Genomic DNA, 11,381 nt, shown 5'->3' on the forward strand with positions numbered 1-11,381 from the left:
GTTTGCGTACGTTTTTGAGAGCAGAATGACAATGGATTACGATCGCGAGGTTGACGCCCGTGGACTCAACTGCCCGCTCCCCATTTTGCGGATGAAGAAGGCGCTTGCCGAGATGCGTTCCGGCGAGGTTCTGCGCGTGCTCACCACCGACCCGGGTTCGGTGACCGATTTTACGGCGTTTGCCAAACAGTCGGGAAACGAACTCCTTTCAGTTACCGAGCGCGAGGATCGCTCGTTTGAGTTTTTCGTCAGGCGCCGGTGAGCGTTTTGCTCTGCTAGAGCTACGTTGCCCCCACGAAGGCCGCGCGAAGCCCCGAGATCAACATCTGTACCGCCATTGTGGTGAGGATGAGGCCCATGAGCCGCTCCATCGCCGCCATGCCTGCCTTGCCAAGCTTTTTCGAGATCCGCTCGCCGGCAAGAAGCGCCACGGTGTTGATCGCCACGGCAGCGACAATCGCGCCGACCAACGTCGCGGGATCAGCCCCTTGACGCGAGGTGAGGAGGACAGTCGCCAGTGCCGCGGGACCAGCGATCATCGGCACTGCAATCGGGACGATGAGGGGCTCCTCCTTGCGCAGCGCCTCTTCGCTCGCAGGGGCTGGAGAGGGGAAGACCATGCGCAGCGCGATCAAGAAGAGGATGAGGCCACTCGAAATCTCGAGCGCGGCTGGGGTGAGGCGTAGGGTCGAGAGGAGCCAGTCGCCAAACAAGACGAAGAGGATGAGGAGGAGCGCGGCGATGAGGTTTTCGCGGATGATGATCCGCGGGCGTCGCTCCGGGGGGACGCCGCGGAGCAGCGAGATAAGGATCGGGATGTTGCCCACGGGGTCGAGCAGGATCAGAAGTAGCAGCAGAAGCGAGAAGAGGTCATTCGACATGGTTGCGGGAAATTTGCCTCTGGCTCAGTGGAGTTGAGGGGGAGTCAACCGCACGACGCTGGAAGAAAGCTCCGGGCGGTTGCCCCCTTTTTCGCAGTTCATGTACAAAAGATGCTCGCGCGTTACTGGCGGGTGAGGCGTACGAGCTGAGCTTCCAGCTGCTCTTTTTCCGTACGATACCGCTCCAGCCGTTCGCGCTCTTGCGCGACCACCGCCGCAGGCGCCCGCTCAACGAACTGGGGATTCGCGAGTTTCCCTTGCGCGCGGGCGATCTCCGCGGTGAGGCGCTCGATCTCCTTAGCAAGCCGTGCCCGTTCGGCGGCAAGGTCCACGGTGACATCGAGCATCCATTGGCCGCCGGCGGCCACCGCGATCGGCGCGAGGCGCTCTTCGGGAAGCCGTTCGACGACCCGCACGGCTTCGACGCGCGCAAGCGCTTCGATGTAGGGGGCGTAGCGGGCGACGCGCTCGGGGGCAACACCGCAGACCAGGAGCGGCACCCGCTCTCCGGGTTTGAGCCCCATTTGGGTGCGGATGCTGCGCACTTCAGTGATGATCGCCTTGAGGTCGGCGACCTCCGCCTCAGCGGCCGCGTCGATGCGCTCCGTCTGGGCCACCGGATAGGGGGCCAACATGATCGAGTCGGCGACCTTTCGCCCCACCTTCGGTGCGACCGCCTGCCACAGCGTCTCAGTGATAAAGGGAATCACCGGATGGGCGAGGCGCAGCGTGGCTTCCAGCACCGCAAGGAGCGTCTGCCGCGTCGCCTGCTGCGCTGAAGCGTCCCCATTTTTGAGCTGCACTTTCGCAAGTTCCAGATACCAGTCGCAATATTCGTCCCAGACCAATTCGTAGAGGGTCCGGGCGAGGAGATCGAACCGGTAATCGTTGAGGTGGCGGTCGGCCTCGAGTTCTGCACGCTGCAGGCGCGAGACGATCCAGCGGTCGACGAACGAACGGCCGGGGAGGGTGTCGCCCTCTCTTGACGGAAGGGGTGCTGCCTCGTCGCCGCAGTTCATCAGCACGAAGCGGGTGGCATTCCACAGCTTGTTGCAGAAGTTGCGGTAGCCTTCGCAGCGGTTGAGGTCAAATTTGATGTCGCGGCCGGGGGAGGCGAGGCTGGCGAAGGTAAAGCGCAGCGCGTCAGCCCCAAACGCCGGGATGCCGTTGGGGAACTCTTTGCGGGTGCGCGCCGCGATTGCGTCGGCCTGTTTCGGGTTCATCAGGCCAAAGGTGCGTTTCGCGATGAGCGCCTCGAGCGTAATCCCGTCGATGAGGTCGATCGGGTCAAGCACGTTCCCCTTCGACTTCGACATCTTCTGCCCTTCGGCGTCGCGAATGAGGCCGTGGACGTAGACGTCGCGAAACGGCACTTTGCCGGTGATGTGGGTGGTCATCATCACCATGCGGGCGACCCAGAAGAAGATGATGTCGAATCCGGTGACCAGCACCGAGGAGGGGAGGTAGAGGTCAAGCGCCGGGTTCGACTGCTGTGGGTAGTCAGGCGTCCAGTCGAGGGTCGAGAAGGGCCAGAGCGCGGATGAGTACCAGGTGTCGAGCACGTCGGGGTCGCGACGGAGCTTCCCTCGGTAGCCGTCGGCGGCAGCGAGCGCCGCCGCTTCCGCCTCGTCGTGGGCGACCCAGAAGCGGGGGTTTTCAGGGCCATCCTCTTCGGCGTACCACGCCGGGATCTGGTGCCCCCACCAGAGTTGCCTGGAGATGCACCAGTCCTGGATGTTGGTGAGCCACTGGCGGTAGGTGTTGGTCCAGTTTTCCGGGATGAAGCGGATCGCGCCGCTCTCGACCGCCTCGAGCGCTTTTTGCGCAAGCGACCGGCCGTCGGGAGCGGGTTTGGTCGTTGCGACGAACCACTGGTCGGTGAGCATCGGCTCAAGCACCACGCCAGTGCGGTCCCCCCGCGGGATCATCGCGCGGTGGGGCTTCACTGCAACGAGCAGCCCTTGCGCTTGAAGCGCTTCGACGACCCGTTCGCGCGCGACAAAGCGGTCGAGCCCACGGAACGGTTCGGGGACGTTGTCGTTCAGGTGGGCGTCGAGCCGCATGATGTTGATCATCGGGAGACCATGCCGCTGCCCGACGGCAAAGTCATTGAAGTCGTGCGCCGGGGTGACTTTGACGCAGCCGGTGCCGAAGGTGGGGTCGACGGCGGCGTCGGCGATGATCGGGATCGATCGGTCGGTGAGCGGCAGGCGCACCCTTTTGCCGATCAGGTGGCGGTAGCGTTCATCTTCGGGATGGACCATCACCGCGGTATCGCCAAAGAGGGTCTCGGGACGGGTGGTGGCGACGACAACCCCTTCCACGCCGTCGATTGGGCCGTCGGCAAAGGGGTAGCGGATCGACCAGAGAAACCCCTCCTCCTCTTCTGCGCTCACCTCCAGGTCAGAGACGGCGGTTTTGAGTTTCGGGTCCCAGTTGACGAGCCGCTTGCCGCGGTAGATCAGCCCTTCGCGGTAGAGTTTAACGAAGGTTTGGATCACGACGCGGCTCAGCCCTTCGTCCATGGTGAACCGTTCGCGGCTCCAGTCGGCCGATGAGCCGAGGCGCCGCATCTGTTGGGTGATGGTGCTCCCGGAATAGGCTTTCCACTGCCAGACCCGTTCGAGGAACTTCTCGCGTCCCAGCTCCTGCCGGGTCAGCCCCTCCTGCTCGAGGAGCCGTTCGACGACGATCTGCGTGGCGATCCCCGCATGGTCGGTCCCCGGTTGCCAGAGTACGTTGTCCCCACTCATTCGCCGCCAGCGGATGAGGGTGTCCATGATCGTCTGGTTGAAGCCGTGCCCCATGTGGAGCGTCCCGGTGACGTTGGGCGGGGGCATCAAGATGCAGTAAGCGCGCGATTTGTTCGGGTCGAAACCGGCCTTGAAGTAGCCCGCTTCTTCCCAGTGGCGGTAGAGCGGTTGTTCGATCGCTGCGGGGTTGAAGCTCTTCTCGAGTTCCATCGTGGTTCGCGTTGTTTGGGAAAAGGTCAATTATAGCCGTTCGCGTGCGCGCCGTTTTTGCCCGAGCTCCCACTCGAGGCGCGTGATCACCCGCTCGGTGAGCGCTTCGAGCTCTTCGTGGACGAGCTGGGGAATCCGCTCCGTGAGCCAACGGGTCAATTCCTGATCTTCAGGGAGTACAGCGGGAGGGTCGACCGGCTGGGAGGGTGCTTCATGAAGCGGGGGAGCAGCGGGGCGGGGTTCCTCCTCGAGCGGAGGGGGGGCAGGGGCTTTTTCGGTGAGAACGGGAAGGGCGTCGAGTGGTACCGGGGGAATCAGCTCGGCGTTGTGCTGCGGGTGAGCGTGAGCACTCTCTTCAGTAAAGGGGTCATATCCCTGGGGGAGCCCTCTGAGCCTGTCGCGGTGGTTCATCAGCTAGCTCCTTTGGCAACATCGACAAGGCAACCGAGTTGCTGGTAGCGGCGGTAGCGTTCGCGCGCGGGGCGCTTCTCCGCTTCGCTCTGGCCGATCACCTCGAAGAGCCACTCACACGCCGGCAGGGGCTCGACGAGCGACCGGGCGATCTGAACCCATACTGGCCGGGGCGTCGGGGGAAGTTCGGGGGGAAGGAGGAGAACGATCGGCGTCTCGGCGGCGAGCGGATCGGTGGCGCGCACATTGGGGAGGAAGCTACCGGGGCGCGCTTCCCATAGCGCTTTGCTCACCGCCGCGGCAAGCGCCTCGTCTTCAACCCGAAGGGCGACGGGACGGCGGCTCTTGTAGGCACGCTCGGTAAGGCGGACCGCCGTCGCGATGACGTCGGGTTGGTCAGGAAGGAAGCGGACCCGGCAGCTCATCGGTCGCGTCAATCGGCCGCTGGCGGTTCTTGAAGCGCCGCATCCGGGGGTGAAGTGGGGGCGTCACCTTGGACGCTTTTTGCCGCTTCGCTGATGAGCCAGTGGGTCAGCAGCGGCACCGGGCGCCCCGTCGCCCCTTTCTTCTCGCCACTTTGCCACGCGGTGCCCGCGATGTCGAGATGGACCCAGGGGGTCCCTTCGTCGATGAAGCGGGCAAGGAAGGCGGCGCCGGTGATCGAACCCGCCTCTCTGCCGCCGGAGATGTTGGCGACATCGGCAAAGCGGCTCTTCAGCAGCTCCTGGTACTCATCCCAGAGCGGCAAGGGCCAGGCGCGGTCGAACGCCTGGTTTCCTGCTTGTTGCAGCGCGGCAACGAGCGCGTCGTCGTTCCCCATCAGGCCCGTCGCCTCTTTGCCCAGCGCGATGATGATCGCACCGGTGAGGGTGGCGACGTCGACGACCTTTGCCGGCTGGTACTCTTTTTGGACGTAGGTCAGTGCATCACAGAGAATCAACCGCCCTTCGGCGTCGGTGTTGAGGATCTCGACCGTCTTTCCAGAGAGGGTCGTGACGACGTCCCCGGGGCGGGTTGCTGAGCCGCCCGGCATGTTTTCAGTGGCGGGGATGACCGCGACGAGGTCGATGGGGAGCTTCAGTGTCGCGACCGCTTTCACCGTCCCCAAGACGGCGGCGGCACCACACATGTCGTACTTCATTTCGTCCATTTGCGCGCCGGGTTTGAGGCAGATGCCGCCGGTGTCGAAGGTGATTCCCTTGCCGACGAGCGCAATCGGTCGCCGGTCACCTTTTTTGGCGCCGCTGCCGCGGTATTCGAGGACGATGAATTTGGGCGGCCGTTTTGCGCCGGCAGCAACGGCAAGAAACGCCCCCATGCCGAGTTTTTCGGCCTCTTTCTTGTCGAGCACCCGACACTTGAGTTCGTGCGTCTTCGCCAAGGCTTCAGCCGTCTCAGCCAGGTATTCCGGCGTGCAGACATTGGCGGGGAGGTCGCCGAGGCGCCGAGCAAGGAGCACCCCTTCGGCGATCGCCTCGCCCTCGTGGACGGCGGCGAGCAGCTCGTCCGTAACCGCTGCGGGAACCAGGTGTTCGATCCGGTCTGCCCCCTTCGGTGTTTTGGCTTTGGCGGCGTTTTCCCCGAGGGTGGCATCGTAACGGTATTGCGCTTGGGCAAACCAGAGGGTGAGGAGCCGCAGCCGCTCGGGGAGCGCGATGCCGGGTACATCGACGGCGGCGAGCAGGTGTGCCGCCGACCCCACCGGGCCGTTCGCCAACGCAGTGGCCACCGCTTGTGCCGCTTTTGCCCACTTCTGCGCAGTCAAGCGGCGTTTGTCGCCTAATGAGACGATGAGGAGGCGCGACGCATGAAGGCCGGGGAGATCGGTGTAGCGAAAGAGGGCGCCGACGGTGTCGCGATCGACCTCTTGCGCCCAGAGGCGGGCGAATTGCCGTTTGGTCGCTTTGTTGAGCCGCTCGAGCAGGGGATCCTCTTCGTCGGCGAAGAGGGGGAGAACCAAGGTCGTCGCGGCAATTTTTTCGAAGGGTAGATCCGATATGGTAAATTTCATAGGTTACCGCTCCCGTGATCGTTATGAAGGTTTTCGACCGCTCCATTCTAGCCGAGATCAGCCGTTCGGCGCTACTCTTCGCCCTTGCGCTCACCCTGATTATCGCAGCGGTTTCGATGGTTCGCTTGTTGGGTACGGTCGCTGCGGGCGACCTCACCCCAGACCTCTATCTCCCCTATCTCCCGTGGGCGATCAGCGAGCGGTTGCCGCTCGTGATCACCGTGAGCGCTTTTGCCGCGGTGCTCGTTGCGGTCCAACGTTGGGTCCGCGATAGCGAGTGGGCGGTGTGGCGGTCGCTCGGGGTTTCGCGCGGCCGTTTCGCGCTCCCGTTGGGCGTTTTTGGTGTTATTCTGGGTCTGCTCCTTGCCGCCTTGGCCGCATGGCTCGTCCCCTTCGCGGAAAAAGAGAAGGATCTCTTGAAGGCCGTGGCCCATTCACGCGACGAGAGCGAAACCGTGGCGCCGGGGATTTTTCGCGAATCGAAGGACGGCCGCCGCGTCCTCTTTGTGGCGCCGAGCGACCCCGACGCGGTGGGGCTCTTCTTCCTGCGGCAGTGGCATGAGGGGCGTCAGACGGTGGTGGTGGCGAAAGGGGCGCGAACCGAGGGTCGTGAGGATGGGCGATGGGTGGTGCTGGAAGAAGGGCGTCGCTATGAGGAGGGGGAGTCGCCGTTGGCGTTTCGCATTGCCTCCTTTCGTGAGCAGGCGTTGTGGCTGACGCCGCCGCAGCCGATCTCGGAGGTGGAACGGATGCGGGCGGTCGCAACACCGCTTTTGTGGCAGCAGGCGGTGGCAGGGAACCGCGCGGCGGGGGGCGAGGTGGTGCAGCGGTTTGGGTTGCCGATCGCGGCAGTGGTGCTTGTTTTTCTGGCGCTCCCGCTTGCTGAGTCGGAGCCAAGGGCTGCGCGCGGGGTGAGTCTGCTGTTTGCGCTCCTCCTCTTTTTCGCCTATGTCAATCTGATCTCGCTCGCCCAGGCCTTTGTGGTGCGGGGGAGACTCCCCTTGTCGGTCGGATTTTGGTTGCCGCATTTCGTTTTTGCCGCAGTCACGGCGCTCCTTTTTGCTTGGCAGGCGAGGAGGTCGCGGTGAGAGAAGCGATCTTGCTGCGCTGGTTGGCAGGCAGCGTCCTTCGGGGGACGCTCTTGATGATGCTTGCGTTTGGCGGACTCCTCCTCTTTTTTGACTTTTTGGATGCGCTCGATCGCTTGGGGAAACCGGGATGGGATCTCACGCGGGTGGTGGGGTACGCCCTGTTGTTGCAGCCCGGCCGCTGGTATGAGGTCGCGCCCGTGGCGCTCCTCGTTGGGACGCTCTTGGCGTTGGCGCAAATGGCGCGCTATTCTGAGTTGGCGGTGCTGCGCGCCTCTGGTCTCTCCCCGTTCGGGTTGTGGCGGCGCATTGCGGTCGCCGCGCTCCTCTTCGCCGCAGCGACGATGGCGCTTGGGGAGTGGGGGGTGCCGAAGAGTGAGCGGATCGCGCGGCAGTGGGAAGATGGCATTGGGATTGCTGACCGCACGGCTTCGAGCAAAGCGCGTGGCCTTTGGGTGCGCGATGGGGATCTTTTTGTCCAGATCGGGGCCGTGCGCGACGACCAGACGATCGCTGAGGTCTGGTGGTATCGCTTGCGCGGCATCACTGAACCGGAGCTTGCGGCGATCGACTACGCCGAGATCGGTCACTACGACGGCGAAAAGGGCGGCTGGCGCTTTCCCTCGGTCTCGCGGCGCGTCTTTTCGGAGCGGGAGGTGCGCTCCGAGCGCTTGAGCGACACCTTTTGGCGAAGCGACCTCACCCCAGAGACCCTCGCGCTCCTCTGGGTTGAGCCGCAGCGGATGAGCCTAGCGGTGTTGGGGCGCTACATCCGCTTTCTCAAGCAGAATGGCGGCGAAAGTAAACCTTTCGAAGCGGCCTTTTGGCGTAAGCTCTTTTTGCCGCTCACCATGGTGGTGATGGCGACGCTCGCGATTCCCTTTGTGCTCACGCACAGCCGCACCGCGGTGTTGGGGGTCAAGCTCTTTGCCGGGACGATGCTGGGGGTGGTCTTCTTTTTGCTCACCCAACTATCGGATCGGATCGTTGCGATCTGGGGGGTCTCGCCAGTTGTTGCGGCACTGCTACCCGCGATCTCCTTCACCGCTTTGGCGATTCTCCTCTGGTGGCAGGTGGAGCGGAGGTAAATAAAAAGCCCGCACGCGGCGGGCTTTGGGTGGTTGGCTTGTCCGTTCGCAAGCGGTTGCGCCGCGGGGCGAAGCCAACGAGGGTCAGATGGCGCGCGACGCTTTTTGCGCTTTGGCGCCGACGAGCTCCTTGATGCGTGCCGCTTTACCGGCGCGGTCGCGCAGATAGTAGAGTTTGGCGCGGCGCACGTCACCCCGACGAACGACGGTGATCGATTCGATGAGCGGCGAATAGAGTTGGAAGGTGCGTTCAACCCCGACACCGGAGGAGATCTTGCGCACGATAAAGGAGGAGTTCAAACCGCGATTGCGTTTCGCGATCACCACCCCTTCGAAGTTCTGGATCCGGGTGCGGTTCCCTTCGACGACGCGCGTGGCGACGCTTACCGTGTCCCCGGCGCGGAAGTTGGGAATGGTCTTGCCTTGGGTGAGACGTTCAATCTCTTCGCGTTCGAGTTGTTCCAGCAGGTTCATCATGGCTCCTTTCGACCTCTTGCCCAGAGCAACCCGGAGGTTGATGGCGCAGTGAAAAGCAAAATTATGCCATGAAGAGGGAGAAAAAGGAAGGGGCCAGGGCCATCGCATTTACCTCCGAGGGGAGAGGCCGAGCGATGAAGCGCGGTAGTCTGGGAGGCGCTCAGCGGTTTTGCGTCGGGAGCGCAGGCCCCGTTTGGCGTACTGGGCATCCTGACGCAGCAAGGCAAGAGCGAACTTGCGCAAACGGGGCGAGAGGCAGCAAATCGCCTCTCTCTCGGGTCAAGGCAAGGTTCGGAACGCAAGCTGGGTTACAGCGTTTGCGCTTTGCCGGCGGGGCGTCTTGGTAAAGAAGTCGCTTTGTGGTTGAATGTCTGCCCTCATCGGCAGCACCGCCAGAAACTTGCCCGCGAGTTCCCTGTCGGTAGAATCTCCTCGCGTCTGCCACATCGCCAGGAACTGCTCCCGGCTGAAGGTGCGGTTGCCCAGGCTCGGGTCGGCAAGCCACACGGTGTCGGCGCTGATGCCACGCAGCACGCTAAAGTGGTCGTCCTTGCGGTACTTGACGTAGACGATCACCGGCATCTTGAGCCGCGTCAGTTGCTCCCAACTGGCGGCGAACCCTTGGGCCTTGAAGCCAAACTGCGGCAGGGCACGCGCCATATCCGCAAAGCTCGCCCGGCCGTCGCCCTTGTCCATCGCCTTGAGCAGAGTTTCCTCGGTCACATTCAGCCCATAGTAAGCGTTGAGCAGCGTCGCAAGCGACGCCGCACCGCAGGAGTAGTCGAGGTCCTGTTTGACGATTCTCTCATCGCGCAGCCGCTTCCAGCTCTTCACGGGGATGAGGCCGTGCGCGGAGTGGGTGACCAAGAGCACCCCTTCGGTATGCGCTGCCTCGGGTGACGCCGCTGAAGCAAGCGCGTGGGCAGCAAGGATTGCAGCAGCCAAAATGGGACGGGCGATCATGGCAAGCTCACCCGCCCCCTTACGATTCTGTGGGCAGTGGTGCGAACCCAAGCATACCGAGCGCAAGCCCCAGCACCGCATAGACCAGCCCGGCGGCCAGCATCGCCGGAATCAGACCGATCATGATGCCACCGAGACTGTAGCCCAAGCTGGCCTTGGGAATTGCGCCGGAGAGGGCGTTTGCGCCCACCCATATCGAATAGAGCCACAGAGGGAGCGTCCAGAGGGGCGGCACACCCAGCGCCGTCAAACCGGCACCCAGCAGATCGGCCACCAGCCACGAGGCGGCGACCAGGTTGACCAGATCGCCCTCTCCGTCCCAACGGTCGCCCCGTTTCATCCACCATCTGAGAATGGCGACGATGACGAGGAAACTGACCCAGACCGCGGCAACGGCAAAAGGGATGACGAGCCACAGGGGCGGGGCGAGGTCATCTGGAAAACCAGCGCGCAAGCCAGGGTCGAGACCAACGAAGAGGCCGATGAGGGTGATCGCGGTGATCGATTGCCAGCGGGGGAAAGTGAAATGCGAGAAAGGGAGTTTGCGCAAGAGGAAGAGATCGAGGGCGGGGGAGAGGATGGTGCGGGGGGTCATGGGCGGCTCCTACACGGTTGGGGAAAAATGGCTCGCGACATGGAGCGCACATGGTCTTACTGCTCCGTCGGTTTTGCGTCTTTTTTCTGCAATCTCACCACGAAGTGGATATTATCGTGTCTGACTCCTTTTATTCGCGTATGAAAAATGGGTTGCATGGGTTGCGATTTGCCACTTTCGGTGACTGTGTGTGCCGTTAAGACTTCCTTGCGATCCCTGTGAGATAATATGCAAACGACATGGCAGCAACGAAAACCCCAGTAGAAATAAAGTCCCAATTCGGATGCGTTTCAAATTCAGGAAAAAGTAGTCTCACTGCAAGAACTGCTAACGCTGCAAAAAATAATGAAATGACGAATCGTTTCATGGCGAATCTTTGCGCTTGCGAGAAAAAAGTTGGTGGCTCCGTGAGGGCCACCAACAAAAAAATTAGCGACCCAAATTTGTCGTCATACGCTTCTCTTAGTCTCTTTTACCAGCCCCAGCGCATCCCCGCGGACCCAACTACCGTGCCGGTGATGCCGGCGACCCATTTGTTGGGTGAAAATGATAGCACACCACCGACTGCACCGTAACCGATAGCACGTGCTTGATCCCTCCAGGAGAAGTTGGGTGTTCCATAGTTTGTAATTGCATAACGCAAACCACTTGTCACGCCACCGATTGCCGCGCGTGCAACCCACGGTGCCAACGCCCCCTCCGTCTCCTTCATCTCCTGCTCGGAGAGCGCCGCGAGTTGCATTGGCGCGGCATCCTGCTCGAACAGGGCTTGCAGGTCGGTCTCAGCGAACGCGGCCACAGGCTGCGTGGCGATGCCCTCGACCTGAGCTTCAGCGGCGTAAGCCTGACCGGAGAGCATCCCGGCGGCGGCCAAAGCAAGAATAGCATGCTTCAGTTGCATAGT

12 protein-coding genes are annotated in these 11,381 nt (G+C 62.7%); 3 read left to right on the forward strand and 9 right to left on the reverse strand.

The window, feature by feature from the left end; all coding sequences use genetic code 11:
* The first annotated feature begins 31 nt into the window (after positions 1-31).
* Positions 32-262, forward strand: coding sequence for a sulfurtransferase TusA family protein (locus tag ACYQ6T_RS10205; RefSeq protein WP_459830513.1), 231 nt, complete (start codon positions 32-34; stop codon positions 260-262).
* Positions 263-281: 19 nt separating this feature from the next.
* On the opposite strand, the gene ACYQ6T_RS10210 is transcribed toward ACYQ6T_RS10205, so the two are convergent.
* The 5 genes from ACYQ6T_RS10210 to ACYQ6T_RS10230 all read right to left on the reverse strand — a co-directional run bounded on the left by ACYQ6T_RS10210 (position 282) and on the right by ACYQ6T_RS10230 (position 6,266).
* Positions 282-881 carry a MarC family protein gene (locus ACYQ6T_RS10210; RefSeq protein ID WP_459830514.1) on the reverse strand — a complete coding sequence of 200 codons (600 nt, stop codon included), beginning with the start codon at positions 879-881 and terminating at the stop codon, positions 282-284.
* 122 nt (positions 882-1,003) lie between these two features.
* Positions 1,004-3,844 (reverse strand): valine--tRNA ligase, encoded by a 2,841-nt coding sequence (locus ACYQ6T_RS10215; RefSeq protein WP_459830515.1) that lies wholly within the window; start codon positions 3,842-3,844, stop codon positions 1,004-1,006.
* A gap of 30 nt (positions 3,845-3,874) precedes the next feature.
* Complete coding sequence (locus ACYQ6T_RS10220; RefSeq protein ID WP_459830516.1) at positions 3,875-4,255, reverse strand: hypothetical protein; 381 nt, start codon at positions 4,253-4,255, stop codon at positions 3,875-3,877.
* A complete protein-coding gene (locus ACYQ6T_RS10225; protein WP_459830518.1) occupies positions 4,255-4,680 on the reverse strand; it encodes a DNA polymerase III subunit chi in 426 nt (141 codons plus the stop codon). The genes ACYQ6T_RS10220 and ACYQ6T_RS10225 overlap by 1 nt, the downstream gene beginning before the upstream one ends.
* 8 nt (positions 4,681-4,688) lie before the next feature.
* Positions 4,689-6,266 carry a leucyl aminopeptidase gene (locus ACYQ6T_RS10230; protein WP_459830519.1) on the reverse strand — a complete coding sequence of 526 codons (1,578 nt, stop codon included), beginning with the start codon at positions 6,264-6,266 and terminating at the stop codon, positions 4,689-4,691.
* A gap of 23 nt (positions 6,267-6,289) precedes the next feature.
* Between ACYQ6T_RS10230 and lptF the strand changes: the two genes are divergently transcribed.
* Positions 6,290-7,354, forward strand: a complete 1,065-nt coding sequence (lptF, locus tag ACYQ6T_RS10235) for an LPS export ABC transporter permease LptF (protein WP_459830521.1) — start codon at positions 6,290-6,292, stop codon at positions 7,352-7,354.
* Positions 7,351-8,442, forward strand: coding sequence for an LPS export ABC transporter permease LptG (gene lptG, locus ACYQ6T_RS10240; RefSeq protein ID WP_459830522.1), 1,092 nt, complete (start codon positions 7,351-7,353; stop codon positions 8,440-8,442). Before lptF ends, lptG begins: the two co-directional genes overlap by 4 nt.
* Positions 8,443-8,526: 84 nt before the next feature.
* On the opposite strand, the gene rplS is transcribed toward lptG, so the two are convergent.
* The 4 genes from rplS to ACYQ6T_RS10260 all read right to left on the reverse strand — a co-directional run.
* Positions 8,527-8,916: a 50S ribosomal protein L19 gene (rplS, locus tag ACYQ6T_RS10245; protein WP_459830523.1), complete on the reverse strand. Its 390-nt coding sequence runs from the start codon at positions 8,914-8,916 to the stop codon at positions 8,527-8,529.
* Between the two features lie 282 nt (positions 8,917-9,198).
* The gene (locus ACYQ6T_RS10250; protein ID WP_459830524.1) at positions 9,199-9,882 is read right to left on the reverse strand and encodes a C39 family peptidase; all 684 of its coding nucleotides are present in this window, start codon (positions 9,880-9,882) and stop codon (positions 9,199-9,201) included.
* A gap of 19 nt (positions 9,883-9,901) precedes the next feature.
* Complete coding sequence (locus tag ACYQ6T_RS10255; protein ID WP_459830526.1) at positions 9,902-10,477, reverse strand: hypothetical protein; 576 nt, start codon at positions 10,475-10,477, stop codon at positions 9,902-9,904.
* A 472-nt stretch (positions 10,478-10,949) separates the two neighbouring features.
* The coding region (locus ACYQ6T_RS10260; protein ID WP_459830527.1) for a hypothetical protein at positions 10,950-11,381 on the reverse strand (432 nt) is incomplete at its 5' end.

The organism is Hydrogenophilus islandicus (assembly GCF_054657095.1).

Excerpts from the sequence above, each read along its gene's own strand:
- lptF (WP_459830521.1), top strand. The coding sequence starts at position 6,290 with ATGAAGGTTTTCGACCGCTCCATTCTAGCCGAGATCAGCCGTTCGGCG.
- ACYQ6T_RS10205 (WP_459830513.1), top strand. The coding sequence starts at position 32 with ATGGATTACGATCGCGAGGTTGACGCCCGTGGACTCAACTGCCCGCTC.
- ACYQ6T_RS10225 (WP_459830518.1), bottom strand. The coding sequence starts at position 4,680 with ATGAGCTGCCGGGTCCGCTTCCTTCCTGACCAACCCGACGTCATCGCG.
- ACYQ6T_RS10215 (WP_459830515.1), bottom strand. The coding sequence starts at position 3,844 with ATGGAACTCGAGAAGAGCTTCAACCCCGCAGCGATCGAACAACCGCTC.
- ACYQ6T_RS10230 (WP_459830519.1), bottom strand. The coding sequence starts at position 6,266 with ATGAAATTTACCATATCGGATCTACCCTTCGAAAAAATTGCCGCGACG.
- ACYQ6T_RS10210 (WP_459830514.1), bottom strand. The coding sequence starts at position 881 with ATGTCGAATGACCTCTTCTCGCTTCTGCTGCTACTTCTGATCCTGCTC.
- ACYQ6T_RS10250 (WP_459830524.1), bottom strand. The coding sequence starts at position 9,882 with ATGATCGCCCGTCCCATTTTGGCTGCTGCAATCCTTGCTGCCCACGCG.
- ACYQ6T_RS10220 (WP_459830516.1), bottom strand. The coding sequence starts at position 4,255 with ATGAACCACCGCGACAGGCTCAGAGGGCTCCCCCAGGGATATGACCCC.
- rplS (WP_459830523.1), bottom strand. The coding sequence starts at position 8,916 with ATGAACCTGCTGGAACAACTCGAACGCGAAGAGATTGAACGTCTCACC.
- ACYQ6T_RS10255 (WP_459830526.1), bottom strand. The coding sequence starts at position 10,477 with ATGACCCCCCGCACCATCCTCTCCCCCGCCCTCGATCTCTTCCTCTTG.